A 23,083-nucleotide genomic window follows, 5' to 3' on the forward strand; every position below is an offset into this window, starting at 1 on the left:
TCCCGGCGGCCTATCCGAAGAGCTTCTTGAGCTCGACGTCGACCTTCTTGTCGCAGACGTCGAGCGCGGCCTCGGGGTTGCCGTTCTTGCGGACACAAGACGCGAGCACCTCGCTGAAGGCGTTCTGCATGGTCTGGTCGAAGGCGATGTTGTCGAAGCGGCCGTAGTCGGTGAAGAGCTTGACGCCCTCAGCAGGCAGACCGGACTTGAGCTTGGTGGCCTGGTTGGCTATCGAGGTGCGCGGCGGGATGTGGAAACCGTACGAGGTGGCCCAGTCCTCCTGGTACTGCTTCTGGTCGATCCACAGCCACTTCACGTACTCCTTGGCCGCGTCCACGTTCTTGCCCTTGGCGTTGACGAACATCGACCAGCCGCCGTTGTAGACCGACTGCCTGCCGGCGCCGCCGATCTTCGGGAACGGGAAGATGCCCAGGTCGTCGCCGAGAGCCTGCTGCATGGCCGGCATGGACCACATGCCGCCCCACTGGATGGCGCACAGGCCCTGGTTGAGCGAGGACGGGTCCCAGAAGTCGGTCGGGGCGTCCAGCAGCACGTTGCCGCTCGTGAACAGGGTCCGCAGCTTCTTCAGACCCTCGACGACGCCGTCCGTGTGGTAGGCGATCTGGTTCTTGGCGTCGAGCGTGTCGGCGCCGGCCGACCAGATGAGGGTGTTCTGGATCGCGGTGAAGTCGTTGCCGAGGAAGAGGCCCTTCACCTTGCGCGTGGTGAGCTTGGCGGCGGCCTCGATCAGTTCGTCGAGGGTGGTGGGGACGTCGACCTTGGCCTTCTCCAGCATCGACTTGCGGTAGTAGAAGAACTGCGGGTCGTCGATCATCCGGATCCCGTAGATCTTCCCGTCGACCGTGTGGGACTTGATGTCGTTCGGGTTGAAGTCGTCCTTGACCGGGTCGATGATGTCGCTCAGGTCCGCCACCTGGCCGCTCTTGACGAGCTGCAACTGCGGGTGGAACTCGAAGACATCGGGCGCCTTGCTGCTGAGCAGGGCCGCGAAGAGCGCCGACTCGAAGTTGTTGCCGGTGATCCAGCTCGTGCTGACGTCGGCCTTCTTGTACGCGGCGGCGTACCGCTTGATGGCCTGCTCCGTCCCCGCCTCGCCGTACGCGTGGAAGTACTGGACCAGCTGCTTGCCCGAACCGGACCCGCCGGACCCGCCCCGGCCGTTGTTGCTGCCACACGCGGCAAGGGTGCCGGCGGCGGCCATGCCCGCGGCGGCCCGGAGGATTGATCGGCGGTCCCAGTTGCTGCTGCTCGTTGCCGACATGCTGACGTCCTTGTCTCGAAGCGCGGCTGCGGCTCTTGCGGCTCAGCGCGAGGTGGTCGAAGGAGGTGCGGTGCGGGGACGTTAGATCTTCGGCTAAGGCTTCGGCAAGGGGTTGAACGAAGTCTGCGCGAAACGTTGCGTCCGGTTCGGAATCACGAACAGGGGGAGGGGTCCGGGGGTGAGGGCCGCCGGGTCAGGGTTGCCGGCGGCCTCGGTTCAGGGGGGCGTCACTGCCTGGACCAGGCCTCGTTGGGGCCGCCGTTGCAGCTGTGCAGGATCACCTTGCCGCCGACGGCTTGGCGCTTCTGGGTCTCTGGCTGACCGACTGGAGCGCGCCTTCGAGGGCGAAGGTCGCGGCTCCGAGGCACACCGGGTCGGTGGGAATGGGGGACAGGACGATCTCCGTGGCCGTGAACGGCCGCTTCAGCGCGTGCCGGGCGACGGCCTCGCGCACCTCGTTCAGCAGCGGCTCGCCGAGCGTGGCCGCGACCCAGCTGCTGAGCACGACGACCTCCGGGTTCAGCAGGTTGACCAGGTCGGCGATCCCCGCGCCGAGGTAGCGGGCGGTGTCCCGCAAGACCTTCAGCGCGACCGGGTCCTGCGCGGCGACCCCGCGCGCGAGCGCGTCGATCGTGGCGGTCTGGTCCTCGGGGTGCAGCAGGGGGCTCTGCGGGCTCAGCTCCCGGAGGTTGAGCATGATGCCGGGCGCGCCGACGTACGTCTCCACACAGCCGTGGTTGCCGCAGTGGCACAGCCGCCCGTCCAGCACCAGCGTGGTGTGGCCCCACTCGCCGGCGCTGTTGCTGACGCCGCGGTGCAGGCCGCCGCCCAGCGCCAGGCCGGCGCCCACGCCCGTGCCCAGATTGACGACCACGGCGTCCCCGCGTCCGCGCGCCGCGCCGAACCACAGCTCGGCGACCGCGCAGGCGCGCAGCGGGTTGTCCAGGTAGAGGGGGTAGGCGATGTGCTCGGAGAGCAGGTCGAGCAGCGGCACGTCGTGCCAGTCCCAGTTCGGGGCGTACTCCGACACGCCCCGGTCGCGGTCGACCTGGCCCGGGACGCTCACGCCGACGCCGAGGACACGGGCGCCCTCCACCCCGGCCTGGGTGACGACCGAGCCGACGGCCGCGGCGACATGGGCGACGACCTGCTCGGGGCGGTTCTCGCCGGGGCGCATGTCCTCGTCGGCGCGGGCGAGCATGTTCAGTGCCAGGTCGAACAGCTCGACCCGGACGTACGTCTCCGCGATGTCGACGCCGATCAACGCCCCCCCCGACGCGTTGACCGCCACCAGTCCGCGCGGCCGGCCGCCCGCCGAGTCCTCGAAGCCGACCTCGGTCAGCATGCCGAGGTCCAGCAGCTCACCGACGAGGGTGGCGACCGTGGCCAGGCTGAGCCCGGTCGCCGCCGCCAGCTCCTGACGGGACGTGGGGGAGCGGGCGATGATCTGGCGCAGCACCTCGTACCGGTTCGCTGTGCGAATATCGCGTGAGGTGCGCTTGACCGGCACGTCCCCCATCCTCCCCAGGTCATGGCGAGGCCTCGTGCCTCGGCGCGGCAGGAGCCTATGCCGGAGCCGGGCTTTCTACAAGGGGTTAGGAAAGGGGGTTTATGAAGTCGCTCGCCCCTGGCTCAGAAGCCGAGAACCTCGCGCACGAACGCGTTCCGGAACTTGCCCGCGGGATCCAGCTCCGCCGCCAGCGCCGTGAAGTCGTCCAGCCGCGGGTAGCGCTCGCGGAGCACCTGCGGAGGCACGGTGAAGATCTTGCCCCAGTGCGGCCGCGCCTCCAAGCCGTCCAGCGCCTCCTCGACGCGCCGCACCACGGGCAGCACGGCCGCCGTGTCCTCGATCCAGGTGAAGTGCAGCGCCACGGTGTCCCGCCCGTACGCCGGGCTCAGCCACTGCGCGTCGGCGGCCACCGTCCGCACCTCGCAGGTCTGCAGCACGGGCGCGACCGCCGCCCGGATCGCGTCGAGGGCGTGCAGCGCGGCCGGCGCGTACGGACGCGGCAGCAGATACTCGGACTGCAGCTCGGCGCCGCTGCTCGGGGTGAAGTCCGCCCGGAAGTGCGGCAGCCGTTCGTGCCAGGGCCCAGGGACGCCGAACTGCTCGGTGCAGTTGACCGCGGGCATGCCCGGCACCGGGTGCATCGCCTCGGTGGCGGGGGCGGCCCAGGGGAAGTCGGGCAGCGGCTGGTCCGTGCGGCGCTTGAGCCACACCTGCCTGAAGCCCGGGGCGCGCCAGTCGGTGAACAGGCTCACGCTGTACGCGGTCGCCGCCACGGTCTCGTAGTCGAGGCCCTCCAGGGCCAGTTCCGTGAAGACGTGCTGTTCGACCTCGTACGACGGCTCCAGGTCGAGGGTGAGGGCCGTGACCACGCCGAGCGCGCCGAGGGAGGTCACGGCACCGTCGAAGCGGGGCTCGCCCCGGGAGATCCGCAGCGTCGACCCGTCCGCGGTGACCAGCTCCACCTCGCGCACGGCCGAGGCGAGCGAGCCGTTGGCGACGCCCGAGCCGTGGGTGCCGGTCGCCACCGAGCCCGCCACCGAGATGTGCGGCAGGGAGGCCATGTTGTGCAGCGCGAGCCCGTGCTCGTGGACCACCCGGGCGAGCTCGGCGTACCGGACGCCACCGCCGACGCGTACCGTGCGGGCGGCCGTGTCCACGTCGACCTCGTCCGGCAGGGCGGCGAGGGAGAGCAGGACCCCGTCGGCGCCCGGTTCGGCGATCTCGTTGAAGGAGTGTCCGCTGCCGAGCACCCGCACGGCCGCGCTGTCGGCGACGAGCGAGCGCAGCGCCTGAAGTGAGTGCGGGCGGTGCAGTTCCTTGGCGGCGTAGGTGATGTTGCCGGCCCAGTTGGTCACGGTCTCGGTCATGCCGTCGTCCCTCCCCGGGGAATCCAGTGGCTACCGGAATCCCAGCCGAAGGGCACCGGGTGATCAAGCCCCGTTCGCATGCTGAATCCCACCCGGGAACCGGTCGAAAAGCGGCAGAAGTGGGCAACGTGCGCGTCGGGCGGGGACCCGGCACGTTCGGCCGTCCGGCGAAGGCATACCGTGAGGAGTCGAGCAACACACGCCGGGAGCGAGGAGAACGGGATGGGTGACAGTCGCACCGCGCTGGTCGAGGACCTGATGGAGCGATTCCCGCACGTGCCGCGGGAGGCCGTCTTCAAGGAGGACCTGCTGCGGGGTGGAGTCGCCTTCGACCAGTCGGCGCTCAGCGACAACGAGGACGGCGACGTCAAGCCGAAGTCGTACTTCATCTTCTCCTTCGACCACGGCACCCTGCCGGAGCTGGGCGAGGCCGCGCTGCGCCGGCCGCCCGAGGAGATCATCCTCACCGGCGGACCCTACGACCTGCGGCGGACCGTCGTCTCCGTACGGGTCAACCCCGCCTCGCCGTACCGGGTCGCCGCCGACGACGAGGGCCTGCTCGGGCTGTACCTCGACGGCAGGCGGATCGCGGACGTCGGCGTGCCGCCCATGCCGGAGTACTACCGGCACACCCTCTCCAACGGGAAGTCCGTGATGGAGGTGGCCCCCACCATCCAGTGGGGCTACCTGATCTATCTGACCGTCTTCCGGGTCTGCCAGTACTTCGGTGCCAAGGAGGAGTGCCAGTACTGCGACATCAACCACAACTGGCGCCAGCACAAGGCGGCCGGACGCCCGTACACGGGTGTGAAGGACGTCGAGGAGGTGCTGGAGGCGCTCGAGATCATCGACCGCTACGACACCCAGAAGGCGTCCACGGCCTACACCCTCACCGGCGGCGCGATCACCTCCAAGGTGGCCGGCCGTGACGAGGCCGACTTCTACGGGCACTACGCCAAGGCCATCGAGGAGCGCTTCCCGGGCCGCTGGATCGGCAAGGTCGTAGCGCAGGCGCTGCCGAAGGACGACGTGCAGCGCTTCAAGGACTACGGCGTCCAGATCTACCACCCCAACTTCGAGGTGTGGGACCGCCGCCTGTTCGAGCTGTACTGCCCCGGCAAGGAGCGGTACGTCGGCCGGGACGAGTGGCACCGGCGCATCCTCGACTCCGCCGAGGTCTTCGGCGCGCGCAACGTGATCCCCAACTTCGTCGCGGGCGTGGAGATGGCCGAGCCCTTCGGCTTCACCACGGTCGACGAGGCCATCGCCTCCACCACCGAGGGCCTGCGCTTCTTCATGTCGCACGGCATCACGCCCCGCTTCACCACCTGGTGCCCGGAGCCCACGACCCCGCTCGGCAAGGCCAACCCGCAGGGCGCGCCCCTGGAGTACCACATCCGGCTCCTTGAGGCCTACCGCGCCACCATGGACGACTTCGGCCTCTCCTCGCCCCCCGGCTACGGCCCGCCCGGCCCGGGTCGCGCGGTGTTCTCCGTCAGTTCGTTCATGGACAGTCTCCCGGCCAACGACGTCGTGGGCGAAGGGGCCGAAGCGCCGACGCATGCGTAACGATGCGATCACGCGCCCCGCGCGCTGAGTCGCAGCGGGGCCGTGGTCCGTACGACTCCACAGCGCGCAACCACCGGCAACGGCATTTGAATACGCCGCTTGTCAGTTGTGTGGGAGCCGTGAAAGGCTCTGGGCCTGTCGTTGAGACGACCCTCAACTCCCGTGTCTCTCGGGTGAGTTGGCCGTGAGTTGACGTGAGTTGACTTTGCTCGTGGAAGCAGTTGACGCAGGAGCCCCCCATGCCCGACCTGCCGACCCCCCAGGACGCCGCCGAGGCCGCGCTGTTCTCGGAGTGCTGGGACGCGGTCCTGTCGTACGCCGACCTGTGCACGTCCGGTTCGGCCGTCGGCAGGCAGCTGGCCACCGAGGCGTTCTCCCACGGCATCCAGGAGGTCCGCGCGGGCGAGGCCCAGGGGAAGGCCACCGGGCGCCGCGTGCCACGCCTGCCCCGGATCCCCCTGCTGCTGACCGCGGTGCGCACCACCGCCGCGGCCTGGGAGACGGAGGGCAGGGGACACCTCCTGGATCCCGACCTGCGGCTGTGGCTCAACTCCGACAACGCCGCCCGCTACACCGGTCCGCCCCTCCAGCGCCCGCTCGCCCTGCGCGGTCTGAAGGACATGCAGGAGCCGGACGCGGCCCTGCTGTGGCTCGCGGAGGTCGAGGCGATGCCGCTGCCCGACGTGGCCCGCCGGCTCGGCCTGGACCCGGCGGCCGCGGCCGGGGAACTCGCCCAGGTACGCGCGCTGTTCCGGGACCGTTGCCAGCGCAACCACCTCGACACCCCCATGGACCCCGACTGCCGCAGCTACGCCCGGCTGCTGGACGCGGTCACCCGCTCCTCGGGCGCGGAGACCCCCGAGGACCTCTCCCGGCACCTCGCGACCTGCGTGGCGTGCGCGGAGGCGGCGGCCTGCCTCAGGCTGCACGGCGGCGGCACTCCCGCCGCACTCGCGAGCGGGGTGATCGGCTGGGGCGGGCTCGCCTATCTGGAGCGGCGCCGCCGGGCGGCGGAGGCCGGTCTGAGCGGCGGGCGCACGGACGCGGGCACGGACCGGGGCATCACCGTGGGCGCCCAGGCGCGGCCCCGGATCGGCCGCACCGGGATCCTCGCCGCCGCCGTGGTCGTGTCCGCGCTCGCGCTCACCGTCTCGCTGCTTCAGCTGGGCAGCTCGGGCGGGGACGACACCACCGCGGGCAGCGTCGTGACCGGCCAGTCGGTCACGGCGCCGGGGCTGTCCTCGTCGCCCGGTGGCCCGCCCTCCGGCAACGGCACGGCCGACGCCTCCGCCACCTCCCGTCCGGCCGGCTCCCACAGCGCGACGAGGAGCGGGGACTCCGACACCGAACCGCAGGGCACGTCGACGAGCCCGGTCGACGACCCGTCCACCGCCTCCGCCCCCGACAAGTCCACCCCGCCCACGTGCCGGGTGAAGTACGAGGTGGTCAACCAGTGGCCGGACGGCTTCCAGGCCACCGTCACGGTGACCTCGACCAGGGCGCTCGCCGACTGGCGCATCGACTGGACGTTCCAGGACGGCCAGCACATCACCCAGATGTGGGACGGCACCTACACCCAGGACGGCCCCGAGGTCACCGCGAAGGCCGCCGACTACAACAAGCAGGTCGCCGCGAACGGCACGTTCGCGATCGGCTTCCTCTCCTCCTGGCACGGCGGCAACGCGCAGCCGCGCGCCTTCACGGTGAACGGGGCGCGCTGCACTACGGTCAGCTGAGCCCGCCGGAAAAAAAACGTGTTGACCGGCCGCTGAGGCGGCGGGCTAAGGTGGCAGCAACGACGAGCGGAGAAGGAGGTGTTGACCGATGACTGTCCTTGCGATGGGCGCTGCCCGCATTCAGGAGTTCATCAAGTCCACCTCCGTGGCCGCCGGCTGACACCTCGCCGCTCGCACCCGAGCGCGCCTGCCGGGGCCGCCCTTGTGAAGGGTCTCCCTTGACTGCCCTCCCTGCTTCCTCTGCTTCTTCCGCTTTCTCCGCGCTCGTCCCCTACGGCTGGGACGACGCATGGGCGGACGCGTTCGCCCCGTACCACGCCGAAGGGCTGATCGCCGGGCGCGTCGTCCGCGTCGACCGCGGCCAGTGCGACGTGGTCACCGCCGGCGGGCCGCTGCGCGCCGACACCGCCTTCGTCACCCCGCACGATCCCCTCCGGGTCGTGTGCACGGGCGACTGGGTCGCCGTCGAACCCCAGGGCAACCCCCGCTACGTACGGACGTATCTGCCGCGCCGTACCGCCTTCGTGCGCTCCACCTCCTCCAAACGGTCCGAGGGGCAGGTCCTCGCCGCCAACGTCGACCACGCGGTCGTCGCCGTCTCGCTCGCCGCGGAGCTGGACCTCGGCCGCATCGAACGCTTCCTCGCCCTGGCCTGGGAATCCGGGGCGCAGCCGGTCGTGGTGCTCACCAAGGCCGACGTGGTGCCGGACGCGACGACGCTCTCGTACCTCGTCCAGGACGTGGAGACCACCGCGCCCGGCGTGCCGGTGCTGCCCGTCAGCGCGCGGCAGGGCGAAGGGCTCGACGTGCTGGCCGCGGTCCTGTCCGGCGGCACGTCCGTGCTGCTCGGGCAGTCCGGCGCCGGCAAGTCCACCCTGGCCAACGCACTCCTCGGCGAGGACGTCATGCACGTCCAGGCCACGCGGGAGGTGGACGAGAAGGGCCGCCACACGACGACCACGCGCAACCTGCTCGCGCTGCCGGGCGGGGGAGTGCTGATCGACACGCCGGGGCTGCGCGGAGTCGGTCTCTGGGACGCCGAGAGCGGGGTCGGGCAGGTCTTCTCCGAGATCGAGGAACTGGCCGGGCGGTGCCGCTTCCACGACTGCGCGCACGCGGCGGAGCCCGGCTGCGCGGTGCTGGCGGCGGTGGAGGCGGGAGAACTGCCGGAGCGGCGCCTGGAGAGCTACCGGAAGCTGCTGCGGGAGAACCAGTGGATCGTGGCCAAGACGGACGCGCGCGTACGGGCGGAGCTGCGGCGGGACTGGAAGAGGAAGGGAGCACAGGGCAGGGCTGCGATGGAGGCCAAGCGGGGGCGCTGGTCGTCCTAGCCGCGGCAACCACCCCTCTCCCCGGGCCTTGACGGCCTGGGGAGAGGGGCGACGCCCCCGCATGTGACCGGCCCTCAGGCCGGCAGGCCCCAGCGGGGAGCCGTTCCGTTCGGCGTGACGGGCGCGACCGTCAGGTCCGGGCGGTCGCCCTTCGCGGTGACCAGCGCCGACTCACCCTTGCACAGCGGGATACGGATCGTGCCGTCGTCCACCGTCTCGTACCGCAGCGGGCGCCCCCGGCCGTCCCGCACCTCGATCGCGCCCGGCAGGCCGTGCCGTACGACGCAGGGCGCGCCCGCCTCGCTGACCAGCCGCACCCAGCGCGTCATTCCGCCCCGGCGCACCGCGGACAGCAGGAAGGCGCCCTGCGTGCGGAAGCCGTGCACGGTGACATCCGCCCAGGCGGCCGGCAGCGCGGGGAAGACACGGACGATCCCGCCCCAGGACTGGCACACCATGTCGTGCAGGGACTGGGCCGCCGACAGGGGCGTCTCGATGACCGGGCCCGACTCCTTGTACATGGTGTTGGCCTGGATGAAACGGGCCATGAGCTCGCCGAGGTACTTCAGCGCGTCCTCGCCCTTGCCGAGCAGTGCGGACATCGAGGCGGCCCCCGTGAAGGTGTAGCCCTGGAGGGCGCCCTCGAAGCCGACCCAGTGCGCCAGCGACTTCTCGATGAGGGCGCGTTCCTCGGGCGTGCGGCCGGTCAGCTCGTACAGCGGGTAGACCGCCAGCAGGTGCGAGTAGTGGCGGTGCGACTTCGCGAACGGGATGTCCGCACCGATCATGAAACCGTTCTCGTCGGTGGGATACGACACCCGCCGGGCCAGCACCTCCTGCCAGCACGGCGCCAGTTCGTCGTCGATGCCGAGGACTTCGGCCGACTCCAGCAGCGTGCGGCAGCCCCAGGTGAGCAGCATGAGGTCGTAGTTGCAGTCGCGGCTGTTGCCGCCGTACTCCGGTGAGAAGGTGGTCGGCAGGTGCAGCCTGCCGTCCGGGCCCGGCTGAAGGAAGTGCAGGTAGTAGTTGATCGCCTTGCGCAGCAGGGGATACAGGACGTCCCGCAGGACGGACTCGTCCATGGTGTGGCGGTAGCTCAGCCAGACGTTGTGCAGGGCCCAGGTGAGGTTGCCGACCTCGGGCGTCGGCGGGTCCTGGCCGGGGATGCCGACACCGTAGCCGGTGAGGGTGCCCGCCGCGCCGTTCACCAGGTGCGGGTCCGTGGTGCGCGGGATGCCGAGCGAGTCCGAGCGGTAGGGGGCCGCCACCTCCTTGGCCAGGTTGTCGCGGAACTCGCCGAGCGCCCGTGTCACGGCGTCGAGTTCCAGGTGGTTGGAGCCGTGGATGAGCCAGTACTCGAGCTGGACGTTGAGGTTCCACCAGGTGTTGGGCCAGGGCGTGGGCTCCAGCCAGGGGCCGCTCGTCGCCATCACGGGCGCGTCGCGCCGGGCCGCCGAGGCGACCTTGTAGAGCTGGATCCAGTAGAAGCGCTGGATGCGCGCGTCGGGCAGGGACAGGAAACTCTTGCGGTAGTAGGCGTGCCACCACGCGCGATGGGTCACCGCGAGGGCGTCGTACGGCAGCAGGGACCCGTCGCGGACCGCCCGCAGCGCCGCGCCCAGAGCCGTGGTCCGCGGGTAGGAGTGCGCGACGTGCGCGTACAGCGTGCGCGGCCCGCCCCGTTCCGTCTCCCGCCAGGCCGTCACATGCTGACCGTCCGACAGCAGCGGCTGTACGCAGACATGGACACCGTCGTGTTCGTCGACCTCCGGAGGCGGGTTGCCCTGGTAACCGTCCGGCAGGGGCTTGAAGGCGGCGCGCGGACTGATCGCGTCCGCCGGGTGGAAGACCCAGCGGAAGCCGCGTTCGCCCGCGCTGGGCGTGACCTCGACGGCGAGCAGCGAGCGTGAGGTGTGCACCAGGGCCCGCACGGTGAGCGTGCCCCGGTCGGTGGTGAGGGTGCCGGTCAGTTCGGCGTCGTGCAGCCCGAGCCGCCAGTCCACGGCGGTGATCGTGCCCACCGGCTCCAGCGTGAAGTATCCGATCGGCAGCCGCGCAAGGCCGAACAGCGAGCCGAACTCCGGGCGGTGGTCCTGCACCTCGGAGTGCTGGACGTTGAAGCGGACGGCCCGTGTCTCGCTGCCGGGCTCGGCGTAGACGCCCGAGCCGAGGAAGCCGTTGCCCAGGAAGGGGCCCTCGTACCAGGTCGCCGGCATCCGCTGCCAGACGAGGTCGGCGTCGTCCAGGACGGTGCGCCAGGGGTCGGCGGTGCCGCCCGTGCCGCCCGGGCGGTCGGCTGCCGTCGCCTGCGCGGGCAGGCCGCCGGCGAACAGCGCGCCGCCGAGGGCGGATCCGGTGGCCAGGACGGTACGTCTGGACGGACTGGGCACGGTTGCCTCCCGGCGGCTCGACAGTCATCGGATCTGTCCCGCCAGAAAACGTAGGGATGAGGTCTCAGGCGGTCAATAGGGCGGGAGAGATCCGATGTGTCGAGGTGGGGGCTGAGATAGCGAGTTGAGAAGGCGAGGCCGCCGGGCGGTTCCTCTGCGGGGGTGGGATCGTCCGGCGGCGCCCTTCGTTCCTGGCCGGTTCGTATCACCGTTCGAGGCGTCGTCCGACACGCCGAGCACAGGACGGTCGCCCGGCCGGAATTTCCTGATGCCCCGTTTTCAACCGCCCCCGGCGGTGGACAATCGGGGGCATGAGCCAGCAGGGGGACAGGTCGACCGGCCACCAGGACGACTGGTGGGGGCAGTTGTACGACGACTCCACCGGGGACACGGGACCGGCCCCCGCGTCCGACACCCTCGATGACCGCTTCGCCTCCGCCGCGGGGACGGTGGGGCAGGACGCGGGGTGGGGAAGCGGCCCCCGGGAGAAGGACGCCCCCCGCGCCGGAGCCCCGTCCCGCGCACCCCGGGAGCCCTCGTCCACCCTCCCGCCGGACCCGGTGACCTTCCCGTCCGCCCCGCAGCCACCGGCCGACCCCCCGCAGCCCGAGTCCGGCGGCACCGCACCGAAACCGCCGTCCCCTGACGCCCCGTCGGACACCCCGCCTCCGCCGCCCCTCCCGCGCACCCGGCCCACGGTGGACTACATCGGCTCCGGCCCGCCCACCTACGACCCGGAGCCCACCGCCCTCCCGCCGGCCGACCCCGACCATCTCGCCGACCTCGTCCCCGACACCGCGCTGGACGGGGCCCGGTTCGGGTCCTGCACCCTGCGGGCGGTCTCCGCGCGCGGGGACTCGGCCCGCTTCCGGGGTGAGCCGCGACGGGACTGCCTGCTCACCGCCCGCTTCGGTACGGGGGACCAGGCCCTCGTGCTCGTCGCCATGGCCACCGGCCGGCGCGGCACGCCCGGCGCCCACCGCGCCGCCGCCGAGGCGTGTCACTGGATCGGCCGTGCCGTCGGGCGCAGTCACCTCCGCCTCGGCGAGGACATCCGGTCGGCCCGGCGCGGCGAGCTGAAGTCCGGCCTGCAACGGCTCACCGACCGAAGCCTCGGCAAGCTCCGCGCCGGCGCCACCGCCCAGGGCGCCGACCCGGAGGAGTACACCGCCGACCTGCGCTGTCTGCTGCTGCCCGCCGACCCCGCCTGCCGCGTCCGCGTCTTCTTCGGTGTCGGCGCCGGCGGTCTGTTCCGGCTGCGGGACGGTGAGTGGCAGGACATCGAGCCGCACGCCGCCGACACCACCGGCGAGCCGGTGGTGGGGTTCGGCTCCCGGCCCTCCGAGACCCCCGAGGGCGACCGGCTCACCATGGACCTGGGCATCACCACACCCCCGAGCCCGTACGAACCGGCCCTCGAGCCGCCCCGTTCACCCTTTCTGTTCCGCGCCTCCGTCGCCCAGCCGGGGGACACGCTGCTGCTGTGCTCCAGCGGTCTCGCCGACCCGCTGCGCGACGAACCCGAACTGGCCGAACACCTGACGGCCCGCTGGTCCACGGGGGAGGTGCCGGGTCTGACGGCCTTCCTCGCCGACACGCTGGTGAGGGTGAAGGGCTACGCCGATGACCGTACGGCGGCCGCCGTCTGGGAGGCGTGATCGCCGTCCGTGTGGATACATGGATCCAGGGACAGCGAAGGGGTGCGTGGATTCATGGCCAAGCAGAACGTCGCCGACCAGTTCGTCGACATCCTCGTGCGGGCGGGGGTCAAGCGCCTGTACGGGGTGGTCGGCGACAGCCTCAACCCCATCGTGGACGCGGTGCGCCGCAACTCCGCGATCGACTGGGTGCACGTGCGGCACGAGGAGACCGCCGCCTTCGCGGCCGGCGCCGAAGCCCAGATATCCGGCGGGCTCACCGCCTGCGCCGGCTCCTGCGGGCCCGGCAACCTCCACCTCATCAACGGCCTGTACGACGCCCACCGCTCGATGGCCCCGGTGCTCGCGCTCGCCTCGCACATACCCTCCAGCGAGATCGGCCTCGGGTACTTCCAGGAGACCCATCCCGACCAGCTGTTCCGCGAGTGCTCCCACTACAGCGAGCTGATATCCAACCCCCGGCAGATGCCCCGCCTGCTGCAGACGGCCATCCAGCACGCGATCGGCCGCAGCGGCGTGAGCGTCGTCTCGCTCCCCGGAGACATCGCCGCGCAGCCCGCCCCCGACCGGTCCGCCGAGACCGCCCTCGTCACCTCCCGGCCCAGCGTCCGCCCGGGTGACGCCGAGATCGACCGGCTCGTGGAGATGATCGACGGGGCGGAGAAGGTCACCCTCTTCTGCGGCAGCGGCACCCGGGGCGCGCACGCCGAGGTGATGGAGTTCGCCGGGAAGATCAAGTCCCCGGTGGGGCACGCCCTTCGCGGCAAGGAGTGGATCCAGTACGACAACCCGTACGACGTCGGCATGAGCGGCCTGCTCGGTTACGGCGCCGCCTACGAGGCCACCCACGAGTGCGACCTGCTGATCCTGCTGGGCACCGACTTCCCGTACAACGCCTTCCTGCCGAAGGACGTGAAGATAGCCCAGATCGACGTCCGTCCGGAGCACCTGGGCCGCCGCTCCAAGCTGGATCTCGCGGTGTGGGGCGATGTCAAGGAGACCCTGCGCTGTCTCATCCCGCGCGTGCGGACCAAGGAGAACCGGCGCTTCCTCGACAGGATGCTCAAGAAGCACGCCGACGCGTTGGATGGCGTCGTCAAGGCGTACACGCGCAAGGTCGACAAGCACGTGCCGATCCACCCGGAGTACGTGGCCTCCGTCCTGGACGAAGTGGCCGATGACGACGCGGTGTTCACGATCGACACGGGGATGTGCAATGTGTGGGGCGCCCGCTACATCTCTCCCAACGGCCGCCGCCGCATCATCGGTTCGTTCTCCCACGGCTCGATGGCGAACGCGCTGCCGATGGCGATCGGGGCCCAGTTCACCGACCGGCGCCGGCAGGTGGTGTCGATGTCCGGTGACGGCGGGTTCTCCATGCTGATGGGCGACTTCCTCACCCTGGTGCAGTACGACCTGCCGGTGAAGGTGGTCGTGTTCAACAACTCCTCGCTCAGCATGGTGGAGTTGGAGATGATGGTCTCCGGACTGCCCTCGTACGGCACCGCGACCAAGAACCCCGACTTCGCGGCCGTGGCACGTGCGTGCGGCGCGTACGGCATACGGGTGGAGAAGCCCAAGCAGCTCGCGGGCGCCCTGAAGGACGCCTTCAGGCACAAGGGCCCGGCGCTGGTCGATGTCGTCACCGACCCGCACGCCCTGTCCATCCCGCCGAAGATCAGCGCGGAGATGGTGACGGGCTTCGCTCTGTCCGCCTCGAAGATCGTGCTCGAGGGCGGTGTCGGCCGCATGGTGCAGATGGCCCGCTCCAACCTGCGCAACGTGCCACGGCCCTGACACCGCGCGCCTCGCTGTGCGAGGCTCCAAGACCGGAACCCCGGCCCGATTCCGGCGGGCCGGGGTTCTCGTTGTGTGTGTCATGCGGACGGTTACGTCAGTCGCGGTCGCCGCGGTCGCCCTTCTCGTGGTCCTCGTGGTGGTGACGGATCACGCGGAAGCTGCCCACGACGCCGTGCTTGACCTTCACACCGCCCTTGACGTGACGGGGGTGCACCCCGTCGCTCTGGCTCCAGGGGCCGACGACGGCGATGGGAGCGCCGTTGTCGCAGGTGGCCCCGGAGAAGACCTCGACGGTCTTCCGGCTGTCGTTGCGGATGTTGAGGCTCTTGGAGCCGAGGCCGCTCACGATCGTGACGCAGCCGTCCGGGATGGCCGGGTACTCACGCTCGTTGATGCGGACCTTGCCGTAGTACTCGTGGTGGTAGCCACGCTCGTGGTCCTCCTCCTCGCCCCGCTCGCCCCGCTCGTGGTCCCCGTGCTCCTCACGGCCCTCGTTGCCCTTGCTGTTGTTGTTGTCGCCGTTGCCGCCCTGCGGGAGGGCGGGGGCGGCAGCAGGGGCGGGGGCCGCAGCGACCGGAGCGACGGGAGCCGCCTGGGCCGGCTCGGAAGCCGCGTTGGCGTAGGTGATGCCGGTGGCCGCGAGGGCCGCGGCAGCCGCGATCGCGGCGGTTACAACGGTGGAACGCGTTGCCATTTGTTTCTCCTGTCTGAGAGACGTCGGCTGAAAGCCGATGCGTGATTGAACGTACAGACCGTGACGTTCTCTGTCATATCCGACATACCGACAATATGAATAATAATTCGTTTGGAGTAACGCGGGCTGATGTGGCGTCACCGAGGAACAGCTGCGTGTCCGGAAGTCGAGGAGAAACGCCGTCACCATGACTGCCGGTCCGTCGGCGGGGCATGCATGACCGTGGAGGTGTTCGACCAGAGGGGAACCGGCATCCACCTACGGGGCGGGGGTCATGAAGAGGCGAGCACGAGGGGGCGGTCCCGTGGTGATCGGGGCCTCCTCGGCGAAGACGACGGAGGAAGCGACCGACACGCCGACGGACCGGTCGGCGGCCCCCCAGCTCAGGCGCCGGCTGGGGCGGGCGGATCTACGGGCGGTGCCCGAAGCGCGCAGGGCGCTCAGGGAGTTGCTGCGGCACTGGGGCAGGCCGGGACGCTCCGAGATAGCCGAACTGCTCACGAGTGAGCTGGTGACCAACGCGCTCATCCACACCGACCGCGACGCGCTCCTCACCGCCACCGTCTCGTCGCGCGGACTCCACGTGGAGGTGCGGGACTTCACGGGACGCAGGCCGAGGCTGCACGCACCGAGCGACGACGACGGTACGCACGGCAGAGGGCTGATCCTCGTCCAGTCACTTGCGGACGCCTGGGGCGTGCGGGCGCACGGCGTGGGAAAGGCGGTGTGGTTCGACCTCGGTGCGGACGCCGCCTGAGGCGGCGCCGCACAGGCGGGCCGAAGGGGCTGACGGCAACGGGAAGGGGGCGCGGCATCCTGCCGCGCCCCCTTCCCGGGTTGCTGTCCGGTCTCAGCCGAACTGCTGTTCAAGGTCCTTGAGTTTGCGCTCCAGGGAGTCGAGCCGCGGCAGGGCCATGGTGTCGTCCTCGGCGGTGAGGTCGACCCTGATCGGGTCAGCGGCGGAGTTCCGGACGGGCTGGAGCGAGGGGAGGGTACGCGAGGGCAGTTCCGCCGCGGGTATGGCAGGCTCCGAGGAGACCGGTGCGGGGGCCCGCTCGACGGTCTGCACCTCGACCTGACGGCCGCCGTTGCCGCCGGTGAGCGCGCGGTGGCCACGGCTGAGCATCTTCAACTGCGCCCGCTCGGCCCGCTGCTGCTCGCGGCGGCGCGCCTTGTTCAGCTGCTTCTGCCGCCGGTCCTCGCGCACTTCCTCCACGGCCTCGTCCAGGCTGCGCACGCCCTCGAGGAGCATCAGCGACCAGGCCTTGTACGTCTCAATGGGCGCCCGCAGCCAGCGGACGATACGGATCTGCGGCAGCGGACGCGGCACCAGACCCTGCTCGCGCAGTGCGGCGCGGCGGGTCTGCTTCAGTGCGCGGTCGAACAGCACCGCGGCGGACAGCGACATGCCGGCGAAGAACTGCGGGGCGCCCGCGTGGTCGATGCCCCTGGGCGCGTGCACCCAGTTGAACCAGGCGGACGCCGCCGCGAACGTCCACACCAGGATCCGGGAGCCGAGGGCCGCGTCGCCGTGGCTGGCCTCACGGACGGCGAGCACGGAGCAGAACATGGCCGCACCGTCCAGGCCGAACGGGACCAGGTACTCCCATCCGTCGGTCAGGCCGAGGTTCTGCTGGCCGAAGCCGACCAGGCCGTGGAAGGAGAGTGCCGCGGCGACGGCCGCACAGCAGAAGAGGAGCACGTAGGAGGCCGTGGCGTAGACGGTCTCCTTGCGCCTGCGGCGCTCCTCGGCACGCTCCCACGAGTCGTCCGCGCTCGCGTTCCCCCCGGAGGAGCGCTTGCCACGCGCGAGCACCGCCACCGCCACCAGCATGCCCAGGAGCAGTACGGCGCCCGGAAGCAGCCAGTTCAGCGATATGTCGGTCAGTCTCATCTGGGGTCCCTTGCATTGGGATAGGGCGTAACGCCCGCCATAGTGGCCCAATCCCGCCGCCCCTCAGGGGGTTTCGGGGCAAGAGGCCGCCAAGGATGTGCAAGGGAATGCCCTGGACGGCGTTCTGCTCGAACTGCCGCTTGAGGGGCGGGAGTTGAGTTCGAACAAGACTACCCGTACGGGTGGTTCCACGGAAAGTTCCTGCGACAAGTGAGGAACTTGTGAAACGCGTGTGGGTCGCGCGGGGCCTCATCCGTGGCTGGATCTTACGGTACCGGGACCGCGGTCGGCCGCCGGGGCCCTCTGGAGCGCGCTCACTCAACTGGCCGCAGCGCGCGTCAGCTTGGCGACGCGGTCGGCGTCGCAGGTGCGCGGGCAGGTGACGCAGGTGTCCTCGGGGCTCAGCGTGTAGAACAGGCAGCAGCTCGCCCGGTCGCGGGTGGGCAGCGACCGGCCGTGGGGGCCGGTCAGTTCGCGGAAGGCGGCCGCGCCGGCGTACGGCCGCGTCGAGCCCGGCAGCAGCAGCGCCAGCTCGCGCCGGGCGTGCCCCTCCTCGCCGAGCAGCCCTGCGACGTACCACAGGCCCTCGACGACCTCGTCCGTCACCATGCCCCACAGGGCTCGTCCGCGTCGCCGTGTGCGTGGCCCGAACCCGGCGAGCACCGGCCCCAGATGCTCCGCGACGGCGGCCCGCACCTCGGCCCGCAGCGCCTCCTCGTCCGCCACGACCCGCGCGCCGGGCAGCCGGGCCGCCGGGTCCCCCGGCAGACAGGCGAACGTGCCGGGGCGCACCGCCATGCGTCCGAGCTCGCGGTGGTACGCGACGTGCTCCACCGGCAGGCGCGGCACCCGGCGCCGCAGGAACCACGGGACGGTGAACAGCAGACAGGCGGGCCATGCGTACCGGTGGAGCCCGAAGCTCGCCACGACGTCCGGGCGGGCCCGCCTTCCGTGGTCGCGGAGCACCTGCGCCTCGTCCCACGCCAGAAACTCCTCCAGTGCGGCTCCACCCTGGGCGAGGGCGGCGGCAGTGATCCAGCCGTCGCCTTCGGGGACCGACTCGCCTCGGGGCGGTTCGGTGACCATCAGCCCCGGGAACACCTCGCCGAGCCGGCTGTACGCGTCCTCGACCGCGGAGGGGGGCGAGACGGGCGAGGGCATGCGCGGACCACCGTTTCACACTGCCGATAGGTAAGGCTCACCTTATCTGAGGTGGTCTGTGGGGGAACCGGAGCGTAAGGTGCCTAACGTGCTTTACGAGCGGTAACAACCGTGAAACGAATCGCAGAGGGCAGGACGCCGCAAGGACCGGAGGAGGAGCCCGTGGAGCAGGCCCGTTCCCGCCGTGCGGAGGGTTCTACCGGGACCAGGCCCGCGGCAGCCCGTACGCAGGCCGCACGGGTGCCGCACCAGCTGCGGCCGGGCGACGAGGTCCGCGAGCGGGCCGCCGCCGCGAGCGCCACGCGCGGTGAGCACACCCACAGCGAGCCGCCGATCCCGCATCCGCGCGTGCGGGAGGAGGACGTGGCTGCGGGATGCCCCGGGCAGGACGGGCGACCGGTCGTCCAGCGGGCCTCCGTCCGGGGGCAGATACTCGACGCCCTGCGCACCGCGCTGGTCAGGGGCGAGCTGACCCCCGGTGAGGTGTACTCGGCGCCCGCGCTCGCCGAGCGGTTCGGGGTGTCCGCCACACCGGTGCGCGAGGCGATGCAGCAGCTGGCCCTGGAGGGCGCGGTCGAGGTCGTGCTCAACCGGGGCTTCCGTGTCGTCGTGCGCGGCCCCCGGGAACTGGCCGAACTCGCCGAGATCCGGGCCCTGATCGAGATCCCGGTGATGCTGCGGCTCGCCCGGACGGTCCCGGCCGAACGCTGGGCGGAGCTGCGCCCGCTGGCCGAGGCGACCGTCTGCGCCGCGTCCTCCGGGTGCCGGGCGACCTACGCCGAGTCGGACCGCGCCTTCCACCGCGCGGTCCTCGCCCTCGCCGGCAACGAGCAACTCCTGCGGATCGCTGACGACCTGCACCGCCGCGCCCAGTGGCCCCTGGTCGGAGCCCCCTCCTCCCGCGGCCGTGCCGACCTGCTCGCCGACGCCGCCGAACACACGGCCCTGCTCGACGCGCTGGCCGCCCAGGACCTGACGGTGGTGCAGTCACTCGTACGGGAGCACTTCACGGGGTCCTCCTGACGGGGGCCTCCCGGCGGTCGCAGGATGACGGAACCGCTCCGGCGTTCCCCTGCGTGTCGGCCGGAGAGGGGGCGACCGTCCCACGGGGGTGAGCGATGGTGATGTTCGAAACAGGGCAGCGGGCTCGGCAGCGGTACCGGGACCGGCCGGGCGGACGGACCCGGCGAGCGGGCCGGGACGACTTCGGCGGACGGGCGGCGTTCGTCGCCCCCGCCGCCGTCGTCGTCCTCCTCGCCGCCGTCGTCCTCCTGGCCCGCGACCCCGCGTTCCACCACGCCCTGTGGACGTTCGTCCGGAGCCTGTGAGGGGCTGGTCTCAGTCCCCGTGACCGGTGGCGGTCTTCGAGAAGGCGTCGTGCCAGGCGGCCTTCGCACCGGAGTCGCCTATGCGGTACACGTCGACCACCGCGCCGACCGCCACGACCAGCGACAGCACGGCCGCGGCCACCCGGACGACAGCGCCGCCGCGAGGCCCGGCCGCGCCGTCCTGCGGCGCCGGCGTCCGGCGGGCCGTCCACCACACGGCCGTCGCCAGCAGGAACAGGCCCAGGGCCCACGGCAGCAGACCGTCCCCGAGCTCGGCGTGCTTGCGCACCAGAGGGTCGCTGCCGACGTGCCGCTCCAGCCACTCGCCCGCGTGGGAGGTCAGAGGAACGGTCACCAGTGTCACGAAGGCGAGCACGGGCAGGATCAGCCCCAGCCGCCGCGCGGCCTTCGGCCACAGGGCGCCGACCACGAGCGCCAGTGCGCTCAGCGGGACGAGGACGACGACGAAGTGGACGAACAGCACGTGCGCGGGCAAGCCGTTGACGAGGGTCATCGGGGTGCTCCTCCAGGGGGTGGCCAAGGGGTCGGCGCGCCAGCCTGGCACAGCAATTTCTCAGCTTCTTCTGAGGACAGAACGGAATAAAACCGGGCAATCTCCTATGGTGTGGCCGGCTTCATCGGCGCCAACTGCCGCGCCAGCCACGTCGGTACGCCTCCCAGCAGCCGGAACAGCCGCCCCGCCTCCGCGCGCAGCCGGGACGCCTCCGGTTCGGACTCCGCGTCGGCGAGCGACGCCAGCGCCGGTGCCGTACCGACGAGGTACCCCAGCTCCTCGCGGATCCGCAGCGACTCGGCGAAGCCGTGCCGCGCCTCCGCCACCTCGCCGTCCCGCAGGGCGAGCCCCGCCAGGTGCCGCCAGGTGAAGGAGAGCAGCAGCGCGTCGCCGTGCGCGGCGGCGCCCGCGTGGGCGCGCCGGTAGGCCGCACGGGCCGCCTGCGGAGCGTCGGCGAGGTTCTGGGCCACCAGACCACGCCGGAAGTCCAGCAGGGCCCTCTCCTGCGTCCCCGGAGGGATCAGCGCCGCCGCCCGGCCGAGCGCGGCCCGCGCCTCGTCGGCCCGGTCCCGGACCCCGAGCAGGGTGGCGGCGTACGCCAAGTACCCGCGTTCACAAGCGGCTCCGCCCCGTTCCTCGTCGCTGTGGGCCTGCGCCTCGGCCGTGCGCAGCGCGTCCTCGGCCTCCTCCCAGCCCCGCTCCGTGTACAGGCACCGCTCGACCAGCAGCGCGGCCCGCTGGAGGGACGCCTCGGCCGTCTCCGGCCGGAGGAGGGCCGCCGCGTCCGCCCAGCAGGCGCGCGAGCGCAGCCGCCATACCGCGGTCTGGAGTGGATCGTCAGCTGCGGTCGTTCCGGTACCAGACATGGCGGTATGCGCCACATTGCCCTCCCGAGCACGCCATCGAGCTTTAGGTGGTGGCGGCATTCCAGCACCAACCGCGGCGCGGGGCCAAGAGGATGGGTGAAGGATTTCACAAAGTCGTGGGACAGCGGCGGCCGACGGGGCCACCGGTGCACCACCGGCCTGACCTCAGCTCATGCGCAACGCGAGGAAGAAATCGAGCTTGTCCTCCAGTCGCGAGAGGTCCCGGCCCGTCAACTGCTCGATACGCCCCACCCGGTATCGCAGCGTGTTGACGTGCAGGTGGAGCCGGGTCGCGCAACGCGTCCAGGAGCCGTCGCACTCCAGGAACGCCTCCAGGGTCGGGATCAGCTCGGCGCGGTGCCGGCGGTCGTAGTCGCGCAGCGGATCCAGCAGACGGGCCGTGAAGGCGCGACGCACGTCGTCCGGAACGAACGGCAGCAACAGCACGTGCGAGGCCAGCTCCTGATGGCCTGCCGCACACACCCGGCCCGGGCGGGCGGCGGCGACCCGGCGGGCGTGCCGCGCCTCCTCCAGGGCGCCGCGCAGCCCCTCCGCCGAGTGCACCGCGGCGCTGACGCCCAGCGTCAGCCGCCCGTCGTCGGCGAGGCCCGCGGACAGCGGTTCCCCAACGGCCTGAAGCAGGGCGTCGGCGAGGACGCCCGGCTCGGAACCGTCCGGCTCGGACGACACGGACGGAAGCGGCACGAGCGCGATCGCCTCGTCCCCGGTGTGGGCCACCGCGATGCGGTCGGAGTGCTCCGGGCCGATGGACCCGAGACACCCCTTGTCCGAGGAGCCGGGGAGAGCGTCGACGAGGATCTCCTCCAGCAGCGCCTGGGCGACCGGCCCGCTCTCGACCTCCCCGCCGTCCCACTCGACCCGGGCCACCACCACCTGCCAGTGCGGCGCCGACCCGAGCCCCGGCAGCAGCACGGGCGCGGCGACCCGCAGCCGGGCCGCTATCTCGGCGGGCGCGGCTCCCGTCTGCACCAGTTCCAGGACCTCCCCCGCGAGCCGCCGCCGCACGGTGCGCGCCGCGTCGCGCCGGTCCCGTTCGACCGCGATCAGCTGGGTGACGCCGTGCAGCAGGTCGAGCCGCTCCTCGGCCCAGTCCCCGGCGTCCGCCTCGACCGCGAGCAGCCAGTCGGACAGCACCGTCTCGCGCACGTCCCGCGAGGCGCCGCCGGTCCGGCCTCCACCACCCTCCGCTGGACGGTGCCCCCAGCCGCGGATCGGGAAGAGGGAGTACGTCGTCGCGCCCAGCGTCACCCGGTGCGGTCCCCGGCGGCCGGTGCGCGTCGCCGCCAGATGCTCGGCCGCCAGCCTGGCGCGGACGTCCGCGGCGAGACCCGGCGTCGGCCCGGCGATCGGCAGGCCGGTGGGGGAGAGCACCCAGGCCCGCAGGTCCAGGTCGGAGTGGAGCAGGTCCAGGACGACGTCCGGGCCGCCGCCCGCCGGGCCCGGCGTCATCATCCGCCGGTGCCGGTCCACCACGGCCGCCAGGTCCCCGGCCCGCTCGCCGGAGACCTGCCGTACGACATGCTCGGTGATCGTGGCGAACGCCACCGACTCATGGACGGCGAACAGCGGCAGCCGGTGCCGGGCGCAGGCCACGATCAGGTCGTCCGGGATGTCGCCCAGCTCCGCCTCGCCCGCGGCGAGCGCGGCCACGCCGGCGCTCGTCAGGATCCGCACGAAGGGCTCGGAGTCAGCGGGGTCGTGCCGCCACGCCAGGCCCGTGAGGACCAGTTCACCGCCGGAGAGGTACCGGCTGGGGTCCTTCAGGTCCGTGGTCATCACACCGCGCACGGTTCGGTCGAGCTCGTCCTCGCCACCGAGCAGCCGCAGCCCCAGCGCGTCGGTGTTCAGCAGTGCGCGCAGCCGCATGTGTCGTTGCCGCCGTTCTTGTCCGGAAATCCATGGTCGGTCGGCCAGGGCGTTGGCCTGGGCTTTTCGGAAGCCGTGCTCGCGGTTGCCGCCGCC

At 71.7% G+C, this 23,083-nt stretch carries 18 protein-coding genes; 8 read left to right on the forward strand and 10 right to left on the reverse strand.

Annotated elements, in window-relative coordinates; all coding sequences use genetic code 11:
- Positions 1-10: 10 nt before the first annotated feature.
- The 3 genes from ACFYZE_RS13935 to ACFYZE_RS13945 all read right to left on the reverse strand — a co-directional run bounded on the left by ACFYZE_RS13935 (position 11) and on the right by ACFYZE_RS13945 (position 4,159).
- Positions 11-1,282, reverse strand: a complete 1,272-nt coding sequence (locus ACFYZE_RS13935) for an ABC transporter substrate-binding protein (RefSeq protein WP_388992309.1) — start codon at positions 1,280-1,282, stop codon at positions 11-13.
- Between the two features lie 277 nt (positions 1,283-1,559).
- On the reverse strand, positions 1,560-2,801 hold the full coding sequence (locus ACFYZE_RS13940; protein ID WP_388992312.1) for an ROK family transcriptional regulator: 1,242 nt from the start codon (positions 2,799-2,801) through the stop codon (positions 1,560-1,562).
- Positions 2,802-2,914: 113 nt separating this feature from the next.
- A complete protein-coding gene (locus tag ACFYZE_RS13945) occupies positions 2,915-4,159 on the reverse strand; it encodes a D-arabinono-1,4-lactone oxidase (protein ID WP_388992315.1) in 1,245 nt (414 codons plus the stop codon).
- A gap of 222 nt (positions 4,160-4,381) precedes the next feature.
- Here ACFYZE_RS13945 and ACFYZE_RS13950 point away from each other — a divergent pair, with 222 nt between their 5' ends.
- From ACFYZE_RS13950 to rsgA, 3 genes are all read left to right on the forward strand, one after another.
- Positions 4,382-5,728: a radical SAM protein gene (locus ACFYZE_RS13950; protein ID WP_388992318.1), complete on the forward strand. Its 1,347-nt coding sequence runs from the start codon at positions 4,382-4,384 to the stop codon at positions 5,726-5,728.
- 239 nt (positions 5,729-5,967) lie between these two features.
- Entirely contained in the window at positions 5,968-7,464 is a 1,497-nt protein-coding gene (locus ACFYZE_RS13955; RefSeq protein WP_388992320.1) for a cellulose binding domain-containing protein, read from the forward strand.
- Between the two features lie 218 nt (positions 7,465-7,682).
- Entirely contained in the window at positions 7,683-8,795 is a 1,113-nt protein-coding gene (rsgA, locus tag ACFYZE_RS13960; protein WP_388992323.1) for a ribosome small subunit-dependent GTPase A, read from the forward strand.
- A gap of 74 nt (positions 8,796-8,869) precedes the next feature.
- On the opposite strand, the gene ACFYZE_RS13965 is transcribed toward rsgA, so the two are convergent.
- Positions 8,870-11,185, reverse strand: coding sequence for a glycoside hydrolase family 95-like protein (locus ACFYZE_RS13965; RefSeq protein WP_388992326.1), 2,316 nt, complete (start codon positions 11,183-11,185; stop codon positions 8,870-8,872).
- A gap of 311 nt (positions 11,186-11,496) precedes the next feature.
- Here ACFYZE_RS13965 and ACFYZE_RS13970 point away from each other — a divergent pair, with 311 nt between their 5' ends.
- Both ACFYZE_RS13970 and ACFYZE_RS13975 read left to right on the forward strand, forming a co-directional pair.
- On the forward strand, positions 11,497-12,843 hold the full coding sequence (locus ACFYZE_RS13970; RefSeq protein ID WP_388992329.1) for a protein phosphatase 2C domain-containing protein: 1,347 nt from the start codon (positions 11,497-11,499) through the stop codon (positions 12,841-12,843).
- 54 nt (positions 12,844-12,897) lie between these two features.
- Positions 12,898-14,640, forward strand: a complete 1,743-nt coding sequence (locus tag ACFYZE_RS13975; protein ID WP_388992332.1) for a pyruvate dehydrogenase — start codon at positions 12,898-12,900, stop codon at positions 14,638-14,640.
- A gap of 97 nt (positions 14,641-14,737) precedes the next feature.
- Here the strand turns inward: ACFYZE_RS13975 and ACFYZE_RS13980 are convergent, their stop codons facing one another.
- Complete coding sequence (locus ACFYZE_RS13980; RefSeq protein ID WP_388992335.1) at positions 14,738-15,337, reverse strand: hypothetical protein; 600 nt, start codon at positions 15,335-15,337, stop codon at positions 14,738-14,740.
- A gap of 304 nt (positions 15,338-15,641) precedes the next feature.
- Between ACFYZE_RS13980 and ACFYZE_RS13985 the strand changes: the two genes are divergently transcribed.
- The gene (locus ACFYZE_RS13985; protein WP_388992338.1) at positions 15,642-16,094 is read left to right on the forward strand and encodes an ATP-binding protein; all 453 of its coding nucleotides are present in this window, start codon (positions 15,642-15,644) and stop codon (positions 16,092-16,094) included.
- Between the two features lie 93 nt (positions 16,095-16,187).
- Here ACFYZE_RS13985 and ACFYZE_RS13990 read toward each other — a convergent pair whose 3' ends face one another.
- Positions 16,188-17,231: a DUF2637 domain-containing protein gene (locus tag ACFYZE_RS13990; RefSeq protein WP_388992340.1), complete on the reverse strand. Its 1,044-nt coding sequence runs from the start codon at positions 17,229-17,231 to the stop codon at positions 16,188-16,190.
- Positions 17,232-17,549: 318 nt separating this feature from the next.
- Positions 17,550-18,392, reverse strand: coding sequence for a (2Fe-2S)-binding protein (locus ACFYZE_RS13995; protein ID WP_388992343.1), 843 nt, complete (start codon positions 18,390-18,392; stop codon positions 17,550-17,552).
- Positions 18,393-18,554: 162 nt separating this feature from the next.
- On the opposite strand from ACFYZE_RS13995, the gene ACFYZE_RS14000 reads away from it, so the two are divergent.
- A complete protein-coding gene (locus tag ACFYZE_RS14000; protein ID WP_388992346.1) occupies positions 18,555-19,415 on the forward strand; it encodes a GntR family transcriptional regulator in 861 nt (286 codons plus the stop codon).
- Positions 19,416-19,510: 95 nt separating this feature from the next.
- Complete coding sequence (locus tag ACFYZE_RS14005) at positions 19,511-19,720, forward strand: hypothetical protein (protein ID WP_388992349.1); 210 nt, start codon at positions 19,511-19,513, stop codon at positions 19,718-19,720.
- A gap of 10 nt (positions 19,721-19,730) precedes the next feature.
- On the opposite strand, the gene ACFYZE_RS14010 is transcribed toward ACFYZE_RS14005, so the two are convergent.
- The 3 genes from ACFYZE_RS14010 to ACFYZE_RS14020 form a co-directional block, all read right to left on the reverse strand.
- Complete coding sequence (locus ACFYZE_RS14010; protein ID WP_388992352.1) at positions 19,731-20,234, reverse strand: DUF2231 domain-containing protein; 504 nt, start codon at positions 20,232-20,234, stop codon at positions 19,731-19,733.
- A 104-nt stretch (positions 20,235-20,338) separates the two neighbouring features.
- Entirely contained in the window at positions 20,339-21,115 is a 777-nt protein-coding gene (locus ACFYZE_RS14015; protein WP_388992355.1) for a hypothetical protein, read from the reverse strand.
- Between the two features lie 150 nt (positions 21,116-21,265).
- A complete protein-coding gene (locus ACFYZE_RS14020) occupies positions 21,266-22,987 on the reverse strand; it encodes a PucR family transcriptional regulator (RefSeq protein ID WP_388992358.1) in 1,722 nt (573 codons plus the stop codon).
- Positions 22,988-23,083: the final 96 nt, after the last annotated feature.

Origin of the sequence: Streptomyces sp. NPDC001796, assembly GCF_042892355.1 — a bacterium.
Classification (GTDB): Bacteria; Actinomycetota; Actinomycetes; order Streptomycetales; family Streptomycetaceae; genus Streptomyces.